Here is a 22301-nt window from a genome sequence, read left to right as displayed (position 1 = left end):
TCCATCCTACTTCACCCCCAATGTTTTCAATGTATTTTGAAGCGGATCCCCTAGTATTTCTGGCATTACTCCAATTGCAATAATGCAGAAGATAAGTAGCAATATAGGGACATACTCCCATCCATGTATATCAGCTTTCGCTTCCCACTCTTTCTTACCAAATGTTACTTGCAGTGTTGCTCTTAATACGTATACAGCGGTTAAAATGATGCCAAGTACGCCGACTGCCGCAACGACCGGCTCTCCTTGGAATAAACCGAGAAAAGCAAGAAACTCGCTAACAAATCCAGACATCCCTGGTAATCCAAGCGATGCCATTCCTCCTGCTAAGAAGAATCCGCTAAGTACTGGGACACTTTTTGCGAGTCCGCCAAGCGCTGTAATATCCGACGTTCCAAAACGTTGTTCTATAACACCAAGTAAGAAGAAGAGTAAGGCCGCAATTAAACCGTGAGAGACAACTTGGAATAGCGCCCCTTGTGTACCTGGTGCATTTAACGCCGCAAGGCCCATTAATACGATACCCATATGCGAAATACTCGAGTAAGCAAGCACCTTCCGAAAGTCCGTTTGGATGAGCGCCAGGAAGGCTCCGTACAATAAATTGATGACTCCTAAAATCGCAATGAGCGTTGCAAACTCGCGAAAGTATTCCGGGAATAACCCCTTTCCGAAGCGAATCATACCGTATGCTCCAATCTTCAGTAAAACGCCCGCATGAAGCATAACTACAGCCGGATGCGCTTCAATATGCACATTAACCATCCAGCGATGTAACGGGAAAACAGGTAGTTTAATCGCAAAAGCGATCATTATGGCAAGAAACAAACCGAACTGTAAGCTACTTGAGACAGCCGTTCCTCCCCCAGCACCTACACTCGTTAATATTTCTTTAAGCTCTGTAATATTTGTTGTACCTGTTTTTGCAAATAAAACCGAGAAAACGATGAGTAAAATAGCGGAGCCGATACCGTTATATATTAAATAACTATAAGCAGCCTTTTCACTCGACAATTTCCCCCACTTCCCAATTAATAAAAACATTGGCGGCAATGTAATTTCAAAGAAGATAAAGAACAGCATTAAATTTTGAGCAGCGAAGACGCCGAGCATCCCTATTTCTAGCATGAGTAGCAGCATATAAAAGGCTTTTAAGTTCCTTTTAATAGTAAATGCCGCGATTGCTGCAAGCATCGCTAGAAGGGCCGTCAGCACCATCATAACGAGCGATAAACCATCAATACCAAGCTCGTAATAAATGGCAAACCATCTTTTATCCACCGCTGCAAAATCCCCAAATTTAATCCATTTCACTTTTTCATCGAATAGCGACAAACTCTTTCCAGAAGCATATGTACAAGCGAGGACGATAGCGATTCCAAATGGAAGCGCCGTCCCAAATAAACCGAGCGCTCGCACTGTACGCGATTCTTTTTTCGGTGTTAATACAAGTAAAAGAATTCCTAAAAGCGGGGAAAAAATGAAGAACGTTAATAACAAATCATTCATCGTAAATCCCCTCCCGTATAAAGCAAAATAATGACGAGTACTGCAAGCGAAACAGCTGTTACAGTGCCGTACACTTGTACATTTCCGTTTTGGAGTCTAGAACCGAGTCCGCTTATCCCTCTAACTAGACTTCCTATTAAAACGGCAATTCCTTCGACTACATACACCTCAAATAAGCGAAGCACATGAGCGATTCCCTTCGTAATAGGGAGCACCGTCATATTGTATAGTTCATCCACATAGTACTTTTCTTTCAAAAGGTTATATTGAGGTGTTCCCTCGCCACCAGCCCAATCTCTAGAAATAGATTTCTTACCGTATATGAAATATGCAAGAGCAATCCCTGCAAATGAAACGAGCGTCGCTACGATCATAATCCAAACTGGCCCGTGTACCTCTCGCGCTTTAAATGCTACATCTTTCGTAAGCCAATCTCCGAGAAATGTCCCAAACCATGGTGTATTCATATAACCCGCCACTACCGCGAGGACTCCGAGGATAATCATCGGATACGTCATAATGCGAGGCGATTCCTGCACGTCTTCTTTCGTCTTCGCTTCCCCAGTAAAGACAAGGAAGTATAGCCGGAACATGTAGAATGCTGTTAAGAACGCTGCAATTACTGCTAATATGAATAAAACGTAATTGCCATTCATCCAAGCCGCCGCTAAAATTTCATCTTTACTAAAGAAACCGGAAAGGAGTGGCACACCACTAATTGCAAGTGTACCGATTAAAAATAGTGCACCCGTTACTTTCATCTTCTTCTGTAAGCCGCCCATTTTGTTAATGTTTTGCGTATGCACTGCATGAATGACACTTCCTGCAGCCAAAAATAGTAGCGCTTTAAAAAAAGCGTGTGTCGTTAAATGGAAAATACCAGCTACATAACCGGCAGATCCTAATGCAAGCATCATATAACCAAGCTGGCTAACTGTAGAATAAGCAAGCACTCTCTTTATATCCGTTTGCACAAGACCGATAGAAGCCGCAAAGATTGCAGTGAAAGCTCCAACGATTGCCACTGTCTGCATCGCCACCGCACTTGCTGAAAATAGCGGGAACATCGTCGCCACTAAATATACGCCAGCTGCGACCATCGTCGCCGCATGAATAAGTGCCGAAACAGGCGTCGGCCCTTCCATCGCATCTGGTAACCACGTATGAAGCGGGAACTGACCTGATTTCCCCATCGCCCCAATAAAAATTAATATCGCCGTTATTGTAATCATCGTAGGGGTAAGATCACCCGTATGAATCGCTCTAAAAATTACGTCATATTCAAAACTACCTGCGTGCCAAAAAAGTAAGATCATCCCTATAAATAACCCGACATCTCCAATACGAGTCATAATAAAAGCCTTTTTCGCAGCAGCCTTCGCTTCTTCTTTAAAGAAATAAAAACCGATGAGTAAAAATGAACCGAGGCCTACTAACTCCCAAAATATATAAAGCTGTAATAAATTCGGTGATATAACGAGCCCGAGCATCGCAAATGTAAAGAGTCCTAAATAGGCATAAAAGGTTGGTAATCTTTCGTCACCTTTCATATAACCTTTCGAATACACATGTACAAGTAAACTCACAAGTGTAACGATAAACAGCATTAAAGCCCCTAATGCTGTCACTTCAAAGCCAAATGATATATCAATATCTCCCGTTCTAAGCCATACCCACTTATGCTTCAATCCTACTTTCGAAAATCGTTCTATTAACACAAGTACTGCAAATATAAAGGAGAGAAAGACGAGGAAAATACTAAGTACACTGCTTCCTTCTCTAATTTTCTTCCCGAATATAAGTAATAAAAAAAACGAAACAAGCGGGAAAAGCGGTATGAGCCATGCATAATCGATCATTGTTTCCTTCCCCCTTTTCGGTCACAATGTTATCCTTTGAGCGTATCCATTTCATCTACATGAACCGTCGTACGATTACGATACAAAGCAATTAAAATGGCGAGTCCTACCGCCGCCTCCGCAGCTGCTACAGCCATCGTAAATAGAGAGAAAATTTGCCCTGTTAAATTTGGGAACAAACCTAATTTACTAAATGCTACTAAATTTAAATTGGCCGCATTGAGCATTAATTCAATACAAACTAATACAATCACTGTATTTCGCTTTGTTAAAGCTCCAAACAAACCGATGCAAAATAAAATAATCGCAAGCGTTAAATATGCAGAAGCCGGAACGCTACTCATTGGAATCCTCCTCTTTCTCATCCTTCTTCGCAAGAATAATTGCGCCAACAAGTGCTACAAGTAAAATAACTGAGATTAACTCAAATGGAATAATATATTTCGAATAGAGAAGTGTACCGATTTGAAGTGTGTTTTTTTCATGGAGAGGTAAACTTCCTTGTGCGCTTTCATTTGCAAAATCAATATTGTTAACAGCGAAATACATAACTGCCCCAAATGCTACAACTGCAAAGAAGATAATCCATTTTCGAAGAGTAAGACGTGATTCATTTTCTGCGTTATGTTGCGTTAACATAATGCCAAAAATCATAATAATTGTGATTGCACCCGAGTAAAGTAAAATTTGTGCAACTCCGATAAATTCGGCCGATAAAAGAAAGTACAAACCTGCAATGCTGAGGAATGTCAGAACGAGAGCTAGCATCATATGCATGACTTTCGTTAAGTTCAACATAAGAACACCGCCGATAATTGCAGACAAGGATAGTATGAAGAATGCTACAAACTCGCCATTCATGCTTTATTCTCCTTCCTGACGTTTTCGTCGTTTTCGTCAAGCCACTGCAAATTTTTAAATAAATCATCACGTGAATATTCCGCGAGTTCAAAGTTGTTTGTCATAACAATCGCCTCTGTCGGACAAACTTCTGTACACAAATCACAAAGAATACAAATTTCAAAATTAATATCGTACGTGTCGATAATTTTTCCTTTTTTCGTAGGATCCGGATGTTTTTTCCCCGTCAACTGAATACAATCTGTCGGACAAATGTTAGAGCACTGATTACAAACAATGCACTTTTCCGGATAAAACTTTTGAATACCTCGAAAGCGGTCTGGTAAGGGCAACGGTTGATTCGGATAATCGTAAGTCACCTTTTTCTTACTCAAATTGCTTAATGTATATTTTAATCCTTTAAATAGTCCTTTCATCTCTTACTGGCACCCCCCTCATAGATTAGAAGAATAACTCCTTAATCAATGCCGTTAAGAAAATATTTGCAAGTGCAATTGGCAATAATACTTTCCAGCCAAACTCCATTAACTGGTCACCTCTTATACGCGGAAACGTAACGCGGAACCAAATTAATAGAAATACTACACTGCTAAATTTCAAAGCAAACCATACAGCTCCTGGAATAAATCCAAGGAACATGACTGGATTCCATCCGCCTAAAAAGAGCACTGTAATTAAAGATGCCATTCCGAAGAAATATACGTACTCTGAAAGCATGAAAAACGCCCAGCGAAATCCTGAGTATTCCGTATGATATCCAGAAACAAGTTCCGACTCAGCTTCTGGTAAATCAAACGGCGTCCTATTTAACTCTGCTACCGCTGCGATTAAGAAGACGACGAAACCGATTGGCTGTACGAAAATGTACCAAACATTCTCCTGCGCTGCTACAATTTCATTTAAATTCAAACTACCAGCTAATAAAACGACGCCAATTACACTCATTACGAGCGGAATTTCATAAGAAATCATTTGCGCCGCCGCACGCATCCCTCCTAAAAGGGAATATTTATTATTTGATGCCCATCCTCCGGTCACGACACCAATCGTCGTAATACCAGAAACAGCAATGTAATACAGTAAGCCTACGCCAATATCCGCGAACTGAAATTTATCAGTAAACGGGATGACTGCAAGCACCATAAATGCCGGTGCGAATGCAATAACAGGTGCTAATATAAACAACGGTTTATCTGCCGCTTTCGGAATACTATCTTCTTTCAGTAATAGTTTTAAAACATCAGCTACCGTTTGCAGTAAACCGAATCGGCCCCCAACTTGGTTTGGTCCAATCCGCCCTTGCATAAATCCCATCACTTTCCGTTCTGCCAAAATACCATATGTAACGAAGCCAAGGACTGCAAATAATAGAAGCACCGCTAATCCGAAAAAAATGAAGAAATTCGTCCAGCTTGAAGGTGATTGTAAGAGCGTTTCAATCATTAGCCATCAACCTCCCCAAGTACAATATCAACTCCACCTAAAATCGTAATTAAATTGGCGATATTTTCACCTTTCAATAACTTCGGTAAAATTTGCAAATTGTAAAAAGACGGCCTGCGAAACTTCAAGCGGTACGGCTCTTTCTTTCCGTCACTAGCAATATAGCAACCAATCTCTCCTCGCGGTGATTCTATACGGACAAACGCTTCCCCTTTAGGCGCTTTAATGATTTTCGGCACTTTCGCCAGCACAGCTCCGTCTTTCGGGAACTGCTGGACAGCTTGCTCAACAATCTTTAATGACTCCTCAATCTCCTCCATGCGGCAAACGTAACGATCCCAAGCATCTCCCACACTCCCAACAGGAATATCGAAATCAAAACGATCATAAATAGAGTACGGTTCATCCTTGCGAAGATCCCAGTTTACTCCCGTACACCGCAAATTCGCTCCGCTTAAAGAATACGAAATCGCTTCTTCCTCGCTATATATACCAACGCCTTTTACACGATTTAAGAAAATCTCATTACCGCTAACGAGATCATGATAACCTGCCAATTGTTCTCTCATATACGGAACGAATTCTTCAACTTTTTCGATCCACCCATCCGGCGCATCCCACTTTACACCCCCGACTCTCATATAGTTAAAAGTAAGCCGGGCACCGCATAATTCATTTAATAAATTTATAATCATCTCTCGTTCACGAAACGCGTACAAAAACGGACTGACCGCTCCTATATCAAGAAGATTTGTCCCCCACCAAACGAGGTGACTCGCAATCCTTCCAAGCTCCATTGCAAGCACTCGCAAGTATTCGGCCCGCTCCGGGATTTCAAGCCCCATCATCGTCTCTACAGCATGGCAAATGACGTAATTATTCGTCATGGCCGATAAATAGTCCATTCGATCTGTATAAGGGATAATTTGCGTATACTGTAAGCTCTCAGCAATCTTTTCGGTCCCGCGATGCAAATATCCAATAACCGGTGTAGCTTCTTTAATAATTTCCCCATCAATCTTAATAACAAGCCTGAACACACCGTGCGTACTCGGATGCTGAGGCCCTACATTCAAAAGCATTTCTTCCGTACGGATCATAAGCTACACCTCCACATCATGCGGTTCATAATCTTTCCTAAGCGGGTGCCCTATCCAGTCATCTGGCATTAAAATACGTGATAAATTGGGATGCCCCTTAAATACAATACCGAGCAAATCATACGCTTCTCGCTCCGGCCAGTCCGCACCTTTCCAAAACGCTGTCACCGATTCTACTTGCGGCTCTTCCCTATCCAACTTCACCTTCACCGCTACCGACTGTTTCTTTCCATATGAAAATAAATGAACATATACTTCCATATGTGTCACAAAATCTGTCGCATGTAGCTCTGACATATAATCAAATGCAAGTCTCTCGTGGAACCGCAATAATTCCATCACTTCATAATATTTTGAAGGCTCCACCACAAGAGTTGGCACATCTTTTGAAAGCTTATTAATGTAGGAATCTACTAATGTATTCTCTCCTACTTTTCCCTTAATAATTTCAACATACTGATTTAAATACGGCTGATTCACGGATGGCTCTTCCTGCTGCGGCTCCTCTTCCTTCTTACCTTCAGCACCCTTTGTCTTCGCCCTTGCAGCCGCAGCCGCTTTCGCCTTCGCTGCTGCAATCGCCTTCGCCTTTTCATCTCCCGAATCCCCATCACCTTGCGAGGCCTTCTGCTTCGCTAACGCCGCTGCTTTTGCCTTTGCGGCCGCCACAGCCTTTGCTTTTGCCTTAGCCTTGTCCTCTTCCGTTACTTCTTCACTTCCTTCTCTTTTTTGCTTCGCTAGTGCTGCCGCTTTTGCTTTTGCGGCTGCCACGGCCTTTGCTTTCGCCTTAGCCTTGTCCTCTTCCGTTACTTCTTCGCTTCCTTCTCTTTTTTGCTTCGCTAATACGGCTGCTTTTGCTTTTGCGGCCAATGCTGCACGTCGTTTTGCTTCTTCTACAGTCATATCATCATTTTTTGATAGCGCTTTCTCTTTTTCTCGATTTTCTTCCTCAAGTTTACTTATTTCCGCATCATGTTTCGCAAGAAGACGCTTTCTCGCCTCTTCTTTCGCACGCCTAGCCGCTTCTCTTTTCAAATCCTCTAAGTCTTTGTTTGGATCACTCATTTATTCGTCACCTGCTTCCCCGTCTTGGCCTCGTAACGAATTTTTTCTTTCAATTTATTAATTCCATAAATTAAGGCAGCAGGATTAGGTGGACACCCAGGAATATACACGTCAACTGGCACGATTTGATCTACACCTTTCACAACAGCGTATGAATTTACATATGGCCCACCTGCTGTCGCACAAGATCCCATTGCAATAACCCATTTTGGTTCAGGCATTTGATCGTATAAACGCCGAACAATAGGAGCCATCTTCTTCGTTACCGTTCCCGACACAATCATAACGTCTGATTGCCTTGGTGAAGTCCGAAAAAATGACCCAAATCGATCTAAATCGTAATGCGATGAACCTACTCCCATCATTTCAATTGCACAGCATGCTAGTCCGAATGTCATCGGCCATAAAGAATTGCTCCGTGCCCATCCTTTCAACTGTTCCAATGTAGAAAAAAAGATATTTCGTTCTAATTCCGCACGTTCATTTGGATGTAATTCCTCAAAATTTATAACCATTGTAACACCTTCTTTTTCCAAGCATACGCTAATCCAACTAGCAACATTACAACAAAGATGAGCATTTCAATCAGTGCAAATAAACCGAGCTTGTCATATGCAACAGCCCATGGATATAAAAATAAAGTTTCTACATCAAAGATGACAAACAATAAAGCAAAAATATAATAACGAGCATGAAACCGAATATTCGCATCATGAAAAGGCTCAATCCCACTCTCATACGTCGTCGCTTTCGCTGCACTTGGTTTGTTTGGACGCAGCATCCTTCCTAATGTAAGAGCCACTACCGGCAGCAATATGCCTAATAGCAAGAAAATCAAAACGATCATATAACTATTTTCATATACACTTGCCATTGTGAAACCCTCCCCCCTGAATTAAGAACAAGTTCACTTAGTAAACAATATGTCCTAGTTGCAGTAATTATTATTTTTAAATTTTTCTAAATAATGCAACTATTTTAATCATTATAGCAAACTTCAAATTCCTATGTCGATATGTTGGAGAACAGAAACGAGATTTATTAAAATCTGTTTTTATAACTCGCACCATACCTGTGCAAAATAAATATAAAAATTATATATGTTTTTCAAGAAACTATAAAAAATAAAAGAGGAATTTATATGTATATACCGTGGGTGAGATAAATGAAAAAACAAACACATGTAAGTATTCTTATAAGCATTATATTGTTGTCTATAGTGACCCATTACGTAGCAATGCCTTTTCTATATGAATACTCATTTCCTTTTCAAGTATTAATTGGGATGAGTTCACTCTTCATTGATATTATTGCTTGTAGTTATATACTTTATTTTTCAAACATGAAAGAGGGGTTACCTCGTTTATTTTGGACCATATTGTCTGTTGGAACTCTCTCTTATTTCATTGGTGATATCGTCGTTGCCTATCAACGTTTAATTTTAAAGGACTACTATACATTTGTTGATGCGTCCGATTTTTTTTATCTACTTTTTTTAATTAGCTTTGCATTTGCCTTTCTATATGAAATCATCTACAACCGCGATTTATTAGAAAAGCTTTTTATGATATGTGATATTTGTATTATTGTTACAGCACAATTCACTTTAAGTTACTACTTACTTATTGAACGCACCATTCACGTTTCTTCAACATCCTATATCGACATATTCGTTCAACTTACCTATCCAATGGCCGATTTACTCTTTTTTCTCATAGGAATCAATCTGTTATTCAAGCCATTATCCTTATTATCCAAAAAAGTTGGTGCACTTCTTGGAAGTGCTTTAATTTTATATGCTACTACAGACGCGATTTATGCTTATATCAAATACTTCATACCCGAGTATTCTATGTTTACAGTTACCCCTCTCTATCAAGTAACTTTAGTACTAGTAGCAATCGCCTGTATTCTGCATACAAAAGAACCTGAAAGACAAGAGCAAGTACTATTAACACCTAAACTTGGTGAGTCGATCAGATTGTCATTACCTTATATTTCTGTAGTCATGCTTATTGTTTTTATATTAGTTGAATACGTTTTTGCACCTATTGTAGTAATCGGGCTTATGATAACTTTCTCCTTCGTTCTCATACGCCATAGTTTAGTTCGAAAACAAAATAAAATATTATTACTAGCCCAAATGCAATTCAACTCAGAACTCGAAAAACAAATTGAACTACGTACAGAAGATTTAGTAGAACAAAAAAATGAACTATACCATAACCAACAAATGTTTAAATCTTTATACGAGCATCATCCAGATCCAATTTTCACATTAGACTTGTACGGTAATTTTCTCAATGTGAACAACGCTGGTACTACTTTACTCGGTTATCAAACGAATGAATTATTAAATCAACCTTACTATTCACTTATGTATGAAGAAGATTTGGAAGAAATCATTAATGCCTTTCATCGCGTAAAAAAGGGGAAATCAATTTCTTTAGAAATACGGGCATATCATAAAAATAGAGATATTTACTACTTGCATGTTACAGCTGTTCCTATCTTTCTAAAGAATCATATTTCTGGAGTTTATTTAATGATTAAAGATATTACGGAAAGCAAACAACAACAAGAACAAATTAATTTTCTAGCATACCATGATACGTTAACAGAGCTTGCAAATCGCCGCGCATTTCATCAATATGTAGAACAAGCAATTGCTCGATCCGAAATATCAAAAAGGCCTTTTGCTGTTATGTTTCTCGACCTAGACCGCTTTAAAGTTATTAATGACACCCTCGGTCATAGGGTAGGAGACCTTCTATTAATTGCAGTAGCAAAAAGACTTGAAAGAATATCGACACCAAATATGAAGCTTGCCAGGCTAGCTGGGGATGAGTTCACAATCCTTATCGAAAATTATAAAAAAAGACCAGATATACAAAAAATAGCTGATACGATTGTAGCAGCTATGAACGAACCTTTCGAAATCGAAAATCAGCATTTTCAAATCTCTTCGAGCATCGGCATTGCGATATATCCTGAAGCAGGTGAAGATCCATTATCAATCCTGCAGCATGCCGATATGGCTATGTACGAAGCAAAAAACAAAGGGAAAAACGGTAGCTCTCTGTACACGAAAGAATTGTATAAAAAAATGGAACGAAAAGCTCGAATTGAAAAAGATTTACCACTCGCTTTAGTAAACGAAGAATTTTATCTCGTCTATCAACCACAAATTGATATTACGACGAAAAAGATTATTGGTGCTGAAGCATTAATACGCTGGAAACACCCACTCCTAGGTGATATTCCGCCATGTGAGTTCATTCCAATTGTAGAAGAGACGCCACAAGTCGTGCCACTCGGTCATTGGGTATTAAAAGAATCTTGTCGTCAGCTAAAAATATGGCATACTTTCGGCTACCAAGATTTAAAAATAAGTGTGAACTTATCAGCAAAGGAGTTCCAGCAAGATTATTTAATCGAGAATATTTCACAAATACTAACAGACCTTAACGTCGATCCCAAATATGTAACACTTGAGTTAACAGAACGAATTGCAATGATTGATGAAAAAGAAACATTATCAAGACTAAAACAATTAAAGGAATATGGTATTCAAACGTCCATTGATGACTTCGGTACCGGCTATTCTTCTCTCGCTTATTTATCAATTTTCCCTATCGATACATTAAAAGTACCGAGAGAATTTACACAACTAGCCGATCATCGGCCTGAGGAAAGAGCCATCGTTTCCACTATCCTTTCCCTTGCAAATACTTTAAACCTTTCTGTCGTTGCTGAAGGAATTGAAACAGAAAAACAACTTAAGTTTCTACAAAAGAACAACTGTAAATATATGCAAGGTTACTATTTCAGCAAACCACTTACTAGTCATCAATTTATAAAATTTCTACAAAAAACACCCAGTATGAACCAATAGCTCATACTGGGTGTTTTTATAGTGTCGGAATTGTTTTCTCGTAATATTCCTCTGCAATCTCTTCATAAAAAGCTGCTGACGTCGTATAAAAATATGGAATTAGCCATAGGAATCCAATTCCTAATGTAATACAACTTAATATAAACCAACCAATAAAACTTAAACATAAAATGAAATACTCCATCTTATGTCCATCCATCATACGACGGCTTTCTGTAATAGCTTGATTTATAGAATACTCGGGATGATCATTTATTATAAAGTACGTCATCGCATAAGAAAATGATTTAATAATGCCTGGGATAATAAATAGTAAAAACCATAAGAAAATATAAATGTTCACTACTATATATAATAAAAATGACTTTATAAACTTACTTCCTTCTGTAAACCATCTGAATATATGCCCGATACGCGCCTCTTTTTCACGAATAATATGCAGCGCTAAATAATAGCCACCTAACGTCAATGGACCTACCATCAATATTGAAATAATGTCTACTGAAAGTGAGCTATTTACTTCTTTCCAATCCCAAACCTGAGAGAAAAGGAAATTAATACTAAAACTAAAAACTGAAATAAGAATCGAAATCAGTAATGTTGCACCGACAGCTAATCCCCATTTCCCTTCTAATGAATCTAGCGCTTCTCCTTTTAAATCACTAATCATAATCGTCCTCCTATACGTAATAACTCTATTAGTATAGCATGTTCCTACTACAATTCATCTTTTGAAAGATAGCGATAAAAATGCGCTGTCGTTGTACTCATATACGGGCTAAACCAAAGAAAACCTATTCCAAGTGTAAGAATTGCTAAAATTGCCCAACCTATAAAACTCAGCCATAACAGAAACAAATCCAATTTGTGCCCCTTCATAAGATGCTTACTTTCTTTCATTGCCTGTGAAACACTATATTCTGGTTTTTCAACCATCACATAATACGTCATTGAATACGAAAAATACAGGATAGTCATTACAATACCCGAGATAGCTAATAAAATAAAGAAAACGATTATGAATGATGGATTTGCACTCTCATCAAAAAAACCTAATGTCCCAAACACAATCATTCCTAACATTGGCACCCATGCACCTGTATATAACAAAATTGCAACCATAGCCCACATTGTTTTCATCATTCTTTTAAAACCACGGAACCCTTCAAACAAGTAATCCACTCTAGCATCTTCTCTTTTACTTATTTGTAGAAACACATTCGTATAACCGTATGTTGTAATACCATAAGCTGCATAACTTAAAATTATCATAAGACAATAAAAAACCCCAAACGTAATCACAGCTGCAATTCCCATCGCTTCTTCTCCAATTGAACCAATTGAGATAGAAGCTAAAAGAAATATTATAACTCCTGGAATTAATAATATAAGCATTACAGCCATTGAAACGACGTAACTTATGATATGATATAAAATCGTTGATCCAACACCTAGTCCCCAATTTCCCTTTAAAGAGTGCAACGCTTCTCGTTTCATTTCACCAATCATTTATTCATCTCCTTTATAAACTGTTGTACATTCTCTACTTATACAAGCATCAATATAATTATACCATTTTTGTAAAATTATCCATAAACCACACAAAAAAATCCGTAAAGGCAAAGCCTTTACGGATTTTTTATTTCATATCGGAAACGTTTAAACGGTTCACGGCACGTTGTAATGCCATTTCTGCACGTTTAAAGTCAACATGTGCTTGTTTATCTTGCATACGTTGCTCAGCGCGACGCTTCGCTTCATTTGCACGATGGATATCGATATGGTTTGCTTCTTCAGCAGATGATGATAATACAGTTACTTTATCTGGACGAACTTCGATAAAGCCACCGCTTACTGCTACATAATCAGTATGTCCATCATGTTTCAGACGAACTGCACTAATTTTTAACGGTGCAACAGTTGGAATGTGACCCGGTAAGATCCCCATTTCCCCACTCTCTGCTTTTACGCTTACCATTTCTACTTCTTTTTCGTAAACCGGTCCATCAGGAGTTACAATACTGACTGGAAATGTCTTCATAATTCGTCCCTCCTAAGGCCTTACGCCATCATTTTCTTCGCGTTTTCAATAACTTCTTCAATGCCACCAACAAGGCGGAATGCATCTTCTGGAAGGTCATCATATTTTCCTTCTAGAATTTCTTTAAAACCGCTAACTGTATTTTTTACAGGTACGTAAGAACCTTTTTGACCTGTAAACTGCTCAGCTACGTGGAAGTTTTGAGATAAGAAGAATTGAATACGACGAGCACGATGTACAACTAACTTATCTTCTTCAGATAACTCATCCATACCTAAGATAGCGATGATATCTTGAAGCTCTTTATAACGCTGTAAAGTTTGCTGTACTTGACGAGCTACTTCATAATGCTCTTCTCCTACGATTTCTGGAGAAAGTGCACGAGATGTAGATGCTAATGGATCTACGGCTGGGTAAATACCCATTTGTGTTAAACGACGCTCTAAGTTTGTTGTTGCATCTAAGTGAGCGAACGTTGTAGCTGGTGCTGGATCCGTATAGTCATCGGCTGGTACATATACCGCTTGGATAGACGTGATAGATCCTTTATTTGTAGATGTAATACGCTCTTGTAATTGACCCATTTCTGTTGCAAGTGTCGGTTGGTAACCTACCGCAGATGGCATACGACCAAGAAGGGCAGATACTTCAGAACCTGCTTGCGTGAAACGGAAGATATTATCGATAAACAGAAGTACGTCTTGTCCTTGCTCATCACGGAAATGTTCAGCCATTGTTAAACCTGTTAATGCAACACGTTGACGTGCTCCAGGTGGCTCGTTCATTTGTCCGAATACCATCGCAGTTTTCTTAATTACGCCAGAATCGCTCATTTCGTGGTATAAATCGTTACCCTCACGAGTACGCTCACCTACACCAGCGAATACAGAGATACCACCGTGTTCTTGTGCGATGTTGTTAATTAATTCCTGAATTAATACAGTTTTACCTACACCGGCACCACCGAATAGACCGATTTTACCACCCTTAATGTAAGGAGCAAGTAAGTCTACTACTTTAATACCAGTTTCAAGAATTTCTACTTTAGTAGATAATTCTTCGAATGCAGGTGCTTGACGGTGAATTGGATCACGACGTACATCGGCAGGAACCTCACCATCTAAATCAATTGCATCACCTAATACGTTAAATACGCGACCAAGTGTTGCATCACCAACTGGTACAGAGATTGCTTTACCAGTATCTTCTACTTCTGTACCACGAACAAGTCCGTCTGTGGAAGACATTGCAACTGTACGAACTGTATCATCACCTAAATGAAGTGCAACTTCAAATGTTAAGTTAATGCTTGTTCCGTTTTCGTTGCTTTGTTTTACCGTAAGGGCGTTGTAGATTTCTGGTAGCTTTCCGCCATCAAACTTAACGTCTACAACCGGACCCATGATTTGCGTAACGCGCCCTTTATTCATCGGGTTCCCTCCTAGCTTTCTTTTAATTAGCCAACTTGCTACGAGCAGTTAGCTTTTCATTTTTTATTGGTTTATAGCTTACGCGGCTCTTTTGAAAGAGCCGCTTCCACTTTTTTACTGAATCTAGCTCCGGTGGCTAGAAGGGGCGGTCATTTCACGCCTTCCTACGAGGCAAAAAGCGCCTCTTTGTCAGGAGTTCCAATGCCCTCCCCTTCTGAGCAAGCCACCTACGCTTTTTATTACTACTCTAACGCTGCTGCTCCACCAACGATTTCCGTAATTTCTTGCGTAATCGCTGCCTGACGCGCACGGTTGAATGAAAGTGTAAGTGAATCGATAACTTCCATTGCGTTGTCTGTAGCACTCTTCATTGCTGTCATACGCGCTGCGTGTTCACTTGCTTTACCGTCTAGTAATGCACCGTACACTAAGCTTTCTGCGTATTGTGGCAATAGTACTTTTAAAATTTCTTCTTCAGAAGGTTCGAATTCATAAGCTGTCGTCGGTTTATCAGACGCCACATCAGTAAGCGGTAAAATTTTATTTTCCGTTACTTCTTGTGAAATTTTACTTACGTAATGGTTGTAGTAAATATACAGCTCATCATAAGCACCATCTGCAAACATCGCAATTGCTCGAGAAGCAAGATCTTTAATATCAGTAAATGATGGGTGGTCAGATAGTCCAACTACTTCATCAATGATGTTAAAGCCGCGACGTTTTAAATAATCACGTCCTAGTCGGCCAAGCACAATAATTGAATATTGGTTTGAGTCCATATTATGACGTTCACGAATTACGTTACTTACTGTACGTAATACGTTACTGTTATAACCACCTGCTAGTCCGCGATCAGATGTAATAACGATGTACCCTGTACGCTTTACAGGACGCGCATTTAGCATCGGATGATTAATTCCTTTACTTCCTTGCGCAATGCTCGCTACTACTTCTTGAATCTTTTCCATATACGGAACGAAAGATTTAGCATTTTGCTCTGCACGGTTTAACTTAGATGCAGATACCATCTCCATCGCTTTCGTAATTTGACTCGTTTTCTTTGTCGAGTTAATCTTCGCTTTTATATCGCGTAAAGATGCCACAGGTTTTCACCACCTTTTTTCCGGAAGTTGGCACGATTAGTAAGAGTTCTCTTCCTAATCTACGTTGCAAGATATTCTTGCTCATGATTGAAGGAAAAGAATAGGTGCACCTACTCTTTTCCTTTACATAACCGTCAGCAACCTCAAAGCCTGAGATGCCTATATATATTATTATCTAGCTCCAGCGGCTTGAATGTTCGGTGGCTTCACTTCTTCCTACGAGGCAAAGACCGCCTCTTCGTCAGAAGTTCCATCCCCCTCACATTCAGGACGAGCCGCTTCCGCTTTTATTATTCAGAAGCTACGAATACTTTTTTAAATCCATTAATAGCTGCTGCAAATTTGTCGTCATCCGCAAGTTTCTTAGTTGTGCGGATTTCTTCTAATAAGTCAGTCGCATTAGAATCTAACCAAGCATGTAATTCTTCTTCGAAACGAGTGATATCTGCTACTGGGATATCATCTAGGAATCCACGTGTTAAAGCGTAAAGAATGATAACTTGTTTCTCTACACGTAACGGTTTGTGTAATCCTTGTTTTAATACCTCAACAGTACGAGCACCACGGTTTAGTTTCGCTTGAGTTGCTTTATCAAGGTCAGAACCGAACTGAGCGAACGCTTCTAACTCACGGTAAGATGCAAGGTCAAGACGAAGTGTACCTGATACTTTACTCATTGCTTTAATCTGAGCAGATCCACCTACACGAGATACAGAAGTACCCGCATCGATTGCTGGACGTACGCCCGAGAAGAATAGGTCAGATTGTAAGAAGATTTGTCCATCCGTAATAGAAATTACGTTTGTTGGGATGTAAGCTGATACGTCCCCTGCTTGTGTTTCGATGAAAGGTAGTGCAGTTAAAGAACCGCCGCCTCTTGCATCACTTAATTTTGCTGCACGCTCTAATAAGCGAGAATGTAAGTAGAATACATCCCCTGGATATGCTTCACGACCTGGAGGACGACGTAATAGTAATGAAAGCTCACGGTAAGCCGCTGCTTGTTTTGACAAGTCATCATATACTACTAATACGTGTTTACCATTGTACATGAACTCTTCACCCATTGTTACACCAGCATAAGCAGCTAAGTATAATAATGGAGCTGGTTGAGAAGCTGATGCAGTTACAACGATTGTGTAATCTAATGCACCGTGCTTACGTAGTGTTTCTACTACGTTACGTACAGTTGATTCTTTTTGTCCAATAGCTACATAGATACAAATCATATCTTCATCTTTTTGGTTAATGATTGTATCAAGTGCAACTGCTGTTTTACCTGTTTGGCGGTCACCAATGATTAACTCACGTTGTCCACGGCCAATTGGTACAAGAGCATCGATTGCTTTAATACCTGTTTGAAGTGGCTCATGAACAGATTTACGATCCATTACACCTGGTGCTGGGCTTTCGATTGGACGAGTGTTTGTTGTATTGATTGGGCCTAAACCATCAACTGGTTGACCTAATGGGTTTACAACACGACCAATTAGTTCTTTTCCTACTGGTACTTGCATGATGCGACCAGTACGACGAACTTCGTCACCTTCACGGATTTCTGTGTAAGGTCCTAAGATAATGATACCTACGTTGTTTTCCTCTAAGTTTTGTGCTAGTCCCATAACGCCGTTAGAGAACTCTACAAGTTCACCAGCCATAACGTTATCAAGACCATGAGCACGCGCGATACCGTCACCAACTTGGATAACTGTACCAACATCACTAACTTCGATTTCAGACTGATAGTTCTCGATTTGTTGCTTTATCAGTGCGCTAATTTCCTCAGCTCTGATGCTCATGTGCTTCACCCCTATCTATTCTTCATTAATTCACGCTGAATACGTGCTAATTTTCCTTGTAAGCTTCCGTCATAAATGCGATTTCCAATACGTACTTTAATGCCGCCTAGTAAATCTTCATCTACAACATTTTTCACGCGAATTGCGTCTTTTCCCGTTTTCTTTGCAAATGCTTCAGCAATGTTAAGCTTCTCTTCTTCTGATAGAAGACGAGTAGAATATACAGTTGCATCCGCTACGTTACGTTCTTCATTAGCAAGAACAACATATTCATCTGCAATTGCAGGTAAGATATCAATGCGCTTGTTATCAATTAAAATATATAACGTATTTAAAATAGATTCAGAAACAGACCCGAATACGTTTGCAAGAAACGTTTTCTTTTGTTCCTTTGAAATGTTCGGTTGCGTTAAAAAGCTATGTAGTTCTCCGTTCTTTACATAAACGTTTTGTACAAGGCGTAATTCCTCTTCAAACATTTCTAATACGTGTTTTTCTTTTGCAATTTTAAAAAGAGCGACAGCATAACGTTTTGCTACAATCCCATTGCTCATCGCGCTTCTCCTACTTCTTTAATATAATCGCGAATTAATTTAACTTGATCTTCTTCTTTTAACTCTTTTTCAATTACTTTAGAAGCAATTTGAACAGATAAAGAAGCCACTTGTTCTTGTAAAGCAGCAATCGCTTGCTCTTTTTCGCGTTGAATTTCTTGTACAGCAGATGCTTTAATTGACTCTGCTTCTTCTTTCGCAGCAGCAACAATAACATCCTTTTGATCTACAGCTTGTTTTTTCGCTCTTTCGATTAACTCTTGTGCTTCAACACGCGATTGTTTTAACATTTCACGTTGTTCTTCTACTAATTTCTTCGCTTCAGCGTTACTTCTTTCTGCAGCGTCGATTTCATTAGTAACATGCTCTTCACGTTCTTTCATAATTCCCATTAAAGGACCCCACGCAAATTTGCGTAGCATTACTAATAGAAGTAAGAAAATGAACAATGTATAAGCAATCGTTCCAAATGGAATGGCAGCCCCTAATAATAAAGTTGGCACAAGGATTCACTCCCTTCAAAATATCTAAATTGATCATATGAAAAAAAAAGACATACGTTTCATCCATAAAGCAATGGCGAAGAAAGTTCGGAAAAACACTCTTCGCCATCTATGTAAGGGGAGTCTCCCTTATTTGTTCATTACGATGAATGCAATAACTACACCGATGATTGGAAGTGCCTCAACTAAAGCAACCCCGATGAACATAATTGTTTGAAGTGCGCCTTTTAATTCTGGTTGACGAGCAACACCTTCGATTGTACGTGATACGATAAGACCGTTACCAATACCTGCACCTAATGCTGATAAACCAATTGCAATTGCAGCTGCGATTACACCTAAACTCATTTAATTTGTCCTCCTTTGTATTATAAAAAAATAAATTTTTTCTTACTTAAATTATATTAATGGTCATGGCTTACTTTATGAGCCATATAAACCATCGTTAACATAACGAAAATAAATGACTGGATTGATCCAACGAATACGCTGAATCCCATCCATGCTAGCATTGGTACAAGCGCACCTAATGCTCCAAGGAATGATGCCCCGCCTAACTTAGCAAGTAATCCTAATAAGATCTCACCTGCATAAATGTTACCGAATAAACGAAGACCTAACGTTAATGTGTTAGCAAACTCCTCAATAACCTTTAATGGGAATAAGAATTTCATAGGTTGGAAATAACCTTTTACGTATTCTTTCGTACCCTTCATCTTAATTCCATAATAATGGGTGAGGGTAACTACCATCACGGCTAATGTTAATGTAACTGCTGGATCAGACGTTGGTGATCTCCACCATGCAATATGTTCGCCAGCCTCAACTGTTGAATACATGAATGGTAAACCAAGGAAGTTCGATACGATGATAAACATGATGAGCGTAACGCCAAGCGTTAAGAAACGTCCACCTGTTTTCCAGTCCATCGTACTATTGATAATCCCTTTCACGAAGTCAAACACCCATTCCATGAAGTTTTGCATCCCGGTTGGGCGAAGGGCTAAACTGCGAGTTCCGATAACAGCGATTAAGAAAACTATAACTGCTGCTACAGTAACCATCATAACTGATGACAAATCGAACGTTAAACCTAGAAATTCAACTAATTTACCGTGTTCCACTAGTAATTCACCTCTCTTCCCTGCTCTTATACTCTAAATAAAGAAAATCTATGATCATGACAAGGTATCCTGTCAGCAATCCCACACCTAGGCCCCACATCGCAATTAACTCTTGATATTTGGCTGCAAATAAAATTAATAACCCAATCGTGGCGAATCTTGAATATGTACTTACCGCTGTCGCCTTAAACTTCACGTTTTCTCCATTTGTTACGCGATCCAACAGCTTGTCTGTTCTACGTGCAATGATGCGCAAACTAAGAAAACTGAAAATCGTTCCGATAATCAGTCCAAGAAATACATCCTTGTAAGAGGTGAATCCCCATCCTAGCACTAGAAGCGCAAGCAAGTAGTACATATATTTCTTTTGTCTTTGGACAAGTCCATGTACGTCTATCATCATTGCTCTCCCGAATAGTAATGTCGAATGAGTCGAATCATTGCGTATACCCCAGTTCCTAATCCGAGTAATAACCCTATAATAAGAAACAATGGAAACGTTCCAACCTTATTATCAATCCACTGCCCACCAAAGATTCCAATAAGAATAGAACCGACTAACTGAGCAAGAATACCTGACATTAAAGCATAAGCTTTTATATGGCTGCGATCGTTTTTTTGCAAGGATTCATCCCTCCAATATGTAACCCTCATTCACGATGTGTTAATAATAACTCATTTTTTTGCATAAATCCTATACAAAATAAAAAGTTTACATTTTCGTCACTGAATAGATGTATTTTTGTCACTGAAAGCCCTACCATCTATCCCCGTTGTTAGCATACAATAGGGTATTAACAGTGTCAACGAGAAATCGTAAAAAATCAAAAAATTTGAGTATTAGTCATTTCCTCCCAAAAATGAAAACGTTCCCCTTCTAAATACTGGTTAGAGATATGCAATTTCTAACAGTTTTCTCTTTATAATAGAAGGAAATGTTCACAAGTTTGTCACTATTATATTTTTACGATATAACGCTTTCCTTCCATAATATAGTGCTCTTTAGACGTAAGACTTCTATATTATATGTGATGCGCATGCAACTTATGTTGTATATACTATGTATATTTATCCCCCTCCCCTACTTAATCAAGGTACAAAAAAAACGAGAGGGAATCCCCTCTCGTCAGTTGTCTTACTTCGTTCCGAATAAACGGTCACCAGCATCCCCAAGACCTGGTACTACATATCCGTGGTCATTTAATTTCTCATCTAATGCTGCTACATAAATATCAACATCAGGATGTTCTTCTTGTACTACTTTTACTCCTTCTGGAGCTGCAACGATACACATTAATTTAATTTGCTTTGCACCGCGCTTTTTCAGAGAGTTAATTGCTTCAGCTGCAGAACCACCTGTTGCTAGCATCGGATCTAGTACGATAAAGTCACGCTCTTCTACATCCGTTGGAAGTTTCACATAGTATTCTACCGGTTGCAATGTTTTAGGGTCGCGGTATAAACCAACGTGTCCTACTTTTGCTGCTGGAATTAATTTCAGAATTCCATCAACCATTCCTAAACCTGCACGTAAAATCGGAATTAAACCAAGTTTTTTACCAGCGATCACTTTTGTTGTCGCTTTGCTTACAGGCGTTTCAATTTCAATGTCTTTAAGTGGAAGATCGCGAGTAATTTCGAAGGCCATTAAACTTGCTACTTCGTCCACCAATTCACGAAAATCTTTCGTACCTGTATTCTTATCGCGAATATATGTAATCTTATGTTGAATTAACGGGTGATCAAATACATACAGTTTTCCCATGTGAATCTCTCCTTTAGATGATATTCATGCGTTTGCACGCTTTTTTACACTATTTACGATTGTAAAGAAAACGCTACTAATATTCAAGGGCAAATTTGGCAAAATCATAATTTTACGATGAATCTATCTAGTATCTTTACCAATTATGGGAGCTGTATCCTTCATTATATCGCCAAAATTTATTCATCATTTGTATACATACTTAAAGACCAATATATGTCCAAAAAAAACTGCCGAAACAATTACGTCT

At 39.1% G+C, this 22301-nt stretch carries 25 protein-coding genes; 1 reads left to right on the top strand and 24 read right to left on the bottom strand.

All coding sequences use genetic code 11. The annotated features are described in order from the left end of the window. Window positions 1-6: 6 nt before the first annotated feature. The 10 genes from MR115_RS08160 to nuoA are packed head-to-tail and all read right to left on the bottom strand — an operon-like array spanning window position 7 to window position 8711. Window positions 7-1509 (bottom strand): NADH-quinone oxidoreductase subunit M, encoded by a 1503-nt coding sequence (locus tag MR115_RS08160; protein ID WP_242240776.1) that lies wholly within the window; start codon window positions 1507-1509, stop codon window positions 7-9. Then, the gene (gene nuoL, locus MR115_RS08155; protein WP_242240774.1) at window positions 1506-3368 is read right to left on the bottom strand and encodes an NADH-quinone oxidoreductase subunit L; all 1863 of its coding nucleotides are present in this window, start codon (window positions 3366-3368) and stop codon (window positions 1506-1508) included. Before nuoL ends, MR115_RS08160 begins: the two co-directional genes overlap by 4 nt. A 29-nt stretch (window positions 3369-3397) precedes the next feature. Beyond that, window positions 3398-3712 (bottom strand): NADH-quinone oxidoreductase subunit NuoK, encoded by a 315-nt coding sequence (gene nuoK / locus MR115_RS08150; RefSeq protein ID WP_000100078.1) that lies wholly within the window; start codon window positions 3710-3712, stop codon window positions 3398-3400. Continuing rightward, window positions 3705-4229 carry an NADH-quinone oxidoreductase subunit J gene (locus MR115_RS08145; protein ID WP_242240772.1) on the bottom strand — a complete coding sequence of 175 codons (525 nt, stop codon included), beginning with the start codon at window positions 4227-4229 and terminating at the stop codon, window positions 3705-3707. Before MR115_RS08145 ends, nuoK begins: the two co-directional genes overlap by 8 nt. Then, window positions 4226-4645 (bottom strand): NADH-quinone oxidoreductase subunit NuoI, encoded by a 420-nt coding sequence (nuoI, locus tag MR115_RS08140; protein WP_000677191.1) that lies wholly within the window; start codon window positions 4643-4645, stop codon window positions 4226-4228. Before nuoI ends, MR115_RS08145 begins: the two co-directional genes overlap by 4 nt. Before the next feature lie 25 nt (window positions 4646-4670). Next, window positions 4671-5672 carry an NADH-quinone oxidoreductase subunit NuoH gene (gene nuoH / locus MR115_RS08135; RefSeq protein WP_000573437.1) on the bottom strand — a complete coding sequence of 334 codons (1002 nt, stop codon included), beginning with the start codon at window positions 5670-5672 and terminating at the stop codon, window positions 4671-4673. Continuing rightward, complete coding sequence (gene nuoD, locus MR115_RS08130; protein ID WP_242240770.1) at window positions 5672-6772, bottom strand: NADH-quinone oxidoreductase subunit NuoD; 1101 nt, start codon at window positions 6770-6772, stop codon at window positions 5672-5674. The genes nuoH and nuoD overlap by 1 nt, the downstream gene beginning before the upstream one ends. Window positions 6773-6775: 3 nt before the next feature. Continuing rightward, entirely contained in the window at window positions 6776-7837 is a 1062-nt protein-coding gene (locus MR115_RS08125; RefSeq protein WP_242240768.1) for an NADH-quinone oxidoreductase subunit C, read from the bottom strand. After that, window positions 7834-8352, bottom strand: a complete 519-nt coding sequence (gene nuoB, locus MR115_RS08120) for an NADH-quinone oxidoreductase subunit NuoB (RefSeq protein WP_000236331.1) — start codon at window positions 8350-8352, stop codon at window positions 7834-7836. The genes MR115_RS08125 and nuoB overlap by 4 nt, the downstream gene beginning before the upstream one ends. After that, window positions 8343-8711 carry an NADH-quinone oxidoreductase subunit NuoA gene (gene nuoA, locus MR115_RS08115; protein ID WP_000179273.1) on the bottom strand — a complete coding sequence of 123 codons (369 nt, stop codon included), beginning with the start codon at window positions 8709-8711 and terminating at the stop codon, window positions 8343-8345. Before nuoA ends, nuoB begins: the two co-directional genes overlap by 10 nt. A 291-nt stretch (window positions 8712-9002) precedes the next feature. On the opposite strand from nuoA, the gene MR115_RS08110 reads away from it, so the two are divergent. Further along, window positions 9003-11732: a putative bifunctional diguanylate cyclase/phosphodiesterase gene (locus MR115_RS08110; protein WP_242240766.1), complete on the top strand. Its 2730-nt coding sequence runs from the start codon at window positions 9003-9005 to the stop codon at window positions 11730-11732. A gap of 16 nt (window positions 11733-11748) precedes the next feature. On the opposite strand, the gene MR115_RS08105 is transcribed toward MR115_RS08110, so the two are convergent. From MR115_RS08105 to upp, 14 genes are all read right to left on the bottom strand, one after another. Further along, window positions 11749-12402, bottom strand: a complete 654-nt coding sequence (locus tag MR115_RS08105; RefSeq protein ID WP_242240764.1) for a DUF975 family protein — start codon at window positions 12400-12402, stop codon at window positions 11749-11751. Between the two features lie 47 nt (window positions 12403-12449). Next, entirely contained in the window at window positions 12450-13241 is a 792-nt protein-coding gene (locus MR115_RS08100; protein WP_242240762.1) for a DUF975 family protein, read from the bottom strand. 130 nt (window positions 13242-13371) lie between these two features. Then, window positions 13372-13773, bottom strand: coding sequence for a F0F1 ATP synthase subunit epsilon (atpC, locus tag MR115_RS08095; RefSeq protein ID WP_242240760.1), 402 nt, complete (start codon window positions 13771-13773; stop codon window positions 13372-13374). A 20-nt stretch (window positions 13774-13793) separates the two neighbouring features. Continuing rightward, window positions 13794-15203: a F0F1 ATP synthase subunit beta gene (gene atpD, locus MR115_RS08090; protein WP_001032603.1), complete on the bottom strand. Its 1410-nt coding sequence runs from the start codon at window positions 15201-15203 to the stop codon at window positions 13794-13796. A gap of 242 nt (window positions 15204-15445) precedes the next feature. Continuing rightward, window positions 15446-16306: a F0F1 ATP synthase subunit gamma gene (atpG, locus tag MR115_RS08085; protein ID WP_000157696.1), complete on the bottom strand. Its 861-nt coding sequence runs from the start codon at window positions 16304-16306 to the stop codon at window positions 15446-15448. Window positions 16307-16596: 290 nt separating this feature from the next. Then, entirely contained in the window at window positions 16597-18105 is a 1509-nt protein-coding gene (atpA, locus tag MR115_RS08080; RefSeq protein ID WP_097817071.1) for a F0F1 ATP synthase subunit alpha, read from the bottom strand. 11 nt (window positions 18106-18116) lie between these two features. Continuing rightward, entirely contained in the window at window positions 18117-18659 is a 543-nt protein-coding gene (gene atpH, locus MR115_RS08075) for a F0F1 ATP synthase subunit delta (RefSeq protein WP_098500496.1), read from the bottom strand. Then, window positions 18656-19162 (bottom strand): F0F1 ATP synthase subunit B, encoded by a 507-nt coding sequence (gene atpF / locus MR115_RS08070; protein WP_001142618.1) that lies wholly within the window; start codon window positions 19160-19162, stop codon window positions 18656-18658. Before atpF ends, atpH begins: the two co-directional genes overlap by 4 nt. A gap of 129 nt (window positions 19163-19291) precedes the next feature. Continuing rightward, window positions 19292-19510: a F0F1 ATP synthase subunit C gene (gene atpE, locus MR115_RS08065; RefSeq protein ID WP_000052064.1), complete on the bottom strand. Its 219-nt coding sequence runs from the start codon at window positions 19508-19510 to the stop codon at window positions 19292-19294. A gap of 56 nt (window positions 19511-19566) precedes the next feature. Beyond that, entirely contained in the window at window positions 19567-20286 is a 720-nt protein-coding gene (gene atpB / locus MR115_RS08060) for a F0F1 ATP synthase subunit A (protein WP_061680019.1), read from the bottom strand. 7 nt (window positions 20287-20293) lie between these two features. Continuing rightward, window positions 20294-20686 carry an ATP synthase subunit I gene (locus tag MR115_RS08055; RefSeq protein ID WP_000567600.1) on the bottom strand — a complete coding sequence of 131 codons (393 nt, stop codon included), beginning with the start codon at window positions 20684-20686 and terminating at the stop codon, window positions 20294-20296. Continuing rightward, window positions 20686-20910: an AtpZ/AtpI family protein gene (locus tag MR115_RS08050; RefSeq protein WP_001171219.1), complete on the bottom strand. Its 225-nt coding sequence runs from the start codon at window positions 20908-20910 to the stop codon at window positions 20686-20688. Before MR115_RS08050 ends, MR115_RS08055 begins: the two co-directional genes overlap by 1 nt. A gap of 26 nt (window positions 20911-20936) precedes the next feature. Next, window positions 20937-21050: a DUF4024 domain-containing protein gene (locus MR115_RS08045; RefSeq protein WP_071724806.1), complete on the bottom strand. Its 114-nt coding sequence runs from the start codon at window positions 21048-21050 to the stop codon at window positions 20937-20939. Window positions 21051-21421: 371 nt separating this feature from the next. Beyond that, window positions 21422-22051, bottom strand: coding sequence for a uracil phosphoribosyltransferase (gene upp / locus MR115_RS08040; RefSeq protein ID WP_000517539.1), 630 nt, complete (start codon window positions 22049-22051; stop codon window positions 21422-21424). Window positions 22052-22301 lie beyond the last annotated feature (250 nt).

Origin of the sequence: Bacillus cereus group sp. BfR-BA-01309, assembly GCF_022664315.1 — a bacterium.
In the GTDB taxonomy this organism is placed as follows: Bacteria; Bacillota; Bacilli; order Bacillales; family Bacillaceae_G; genus Bacillus_A; species Bacillus_A mobilis.
This window is presented reverse-complemented; position numbering and strand designations above follow the sequence as displayed.

Excerpts from the sequence above, each read along its gene's own strand:
- atpH (WP_098500496.1), bottom strand. The coding sequence starts at position 18,659 with ATGAGCAATGGGATTGTAGCAAAACGTTATGCTGTCGCTCTTTTTAAA.
- nuoK (WP_000100078.1), bottom strand. The coding sequence starts at position 3,712 with ATGAGTAGCGTTCCGGCTTCTGCATATTTAACGCTTGCGATTATTTTA.
- MR115_RS08160 (WP_242240776.1), bottom strand. The coding sequence starts at position 1,509 with ATGAATGATTTGTTATTAACGTTCTTCATTTTTTCCCCGCTTTTAGGA.
- MR115_RS08055 (WP_000567600.1), bottom strand. The coding sequence starts at position 20,686 with ATGATAGACGTACATGGACTTGTCCAAAGACAAAAGAAATATATGTAC.
- MR115_RS08105 (WP_242240764.1), bottom strand. The coding sequence starts at position 12,402 with ATGATTAGTGATTTAAAAGGAGAAGCGCTAGATTCATTAGAAGGGAAA.
- atpE (WP_000052064.1), bottom strand. The coding sequence starts at position 19,510 with ATGAGTTTAGGTGTAATCGCAGCTGCAATTGCAATTGGTTTATCAGCA.
- MR115_RS08100 (WP_242240762.1), bottom strand. The coding sequence starts at position 13,241 with ATGATTGGTGAAATGAAACGAGAAGCGTTGCACTCTTTAAAGGGAAAT.
- MR115_RS08145 (WP_242240772.1), bottom strand. The coding sequence starts at position 4,229 with ATGAATGGCGAGTTTGTAGCATTCTTCATACTATCCTTGTCTGCAATT.
- MR115_RS08125 (WP_242240768.1), bottom strand. The coding sequence starts at position 7,837 with ATGAGTGATCCAAACAAAGACTTAGAGGATTTGAAAAGAGAAGCGGCT.
- atpD (WP_001032603.1), bottom strand. The coding sequence starts at position 15,203 with ATGAATAAAGGGCGCGTTACGCAAATCATGGGTCCGGTTGTAGACGTT.
- nuoA (WP_000179273.1), bottom strand. The coding sequence starts at position 8,711 with ATGGCAAGTGTATATGAAAATAGTTATATGATCGTTTTGATTTTCTTG.
- nuoD (WP_242240770.1), bottom strand. The coding sequence starts at position 6,772 with ATGATCCGTACGGAAGAAATGCTTTTGAATGTAGGGCCTCAGCATCCG.
- nuoH (WP_000573437.1), bottom strand. The coding sequence starts at position 5,672 with ATGATTGAAACGCTCTTACAATCACCTTCAAGCTGGACGAATTTCTTC.
- nuoL (WP_242240774.1), bottom strand. The coding sequence starts at position 3,368 with ATGATCGATTATGCATGGCTCATACCGCTTTTCCCGCTTGTTTCGTTT.
- nuoI (WP_000677191.1), bottom strand. The coding sequence starts at position 4,645 with ATGAAAGGACTATTTAAAGGATTAAAATATACATTAAGCAATTTGAGT.
- nuoB (WP_000236331.1), bottom strand. The coding sequence starts at position 8,352 with ATGGTTATAAATTTTGAGGAATTACATCCAAATGAACGTGCGGAATTA.
- atpA (WP_097817071.1), bottom strand. The coding sequence starts at position 18,105 with ATGAGCATCAGAGCTGAGGAAATTAGCGCACTGATAAAGCAACAAATC.
- MR115_RS08110 (WP_242240766.1), top strand. The coding sequence starts at position 9,003 with ATGAAAAAACAAACACATGTAAGTATTCTTATAAGCATTATATTGTTG.
- MR115_RS08045 (WP_071724806.1), bottom strand. The coding sequence starts at position 21,050 with ATGGTAGGGCTTTCAGTGACAAAAATACATCTATTCAGTGACGAAAAT.
- upp (WP_000517539.1), bottom strand. The coding sequence starts at position 22,051 with ATGGGAAAACTGTATGTATTTGATCACCCGTTAATTCAACATAAGATT.
- atpC (WP_242240760.1), bottom strand. The coding sequence starts at position 13,773 with ATGAAGACATTTCCAGTCAGTATTGTAACTCCTGATGGACCGGTTTAC.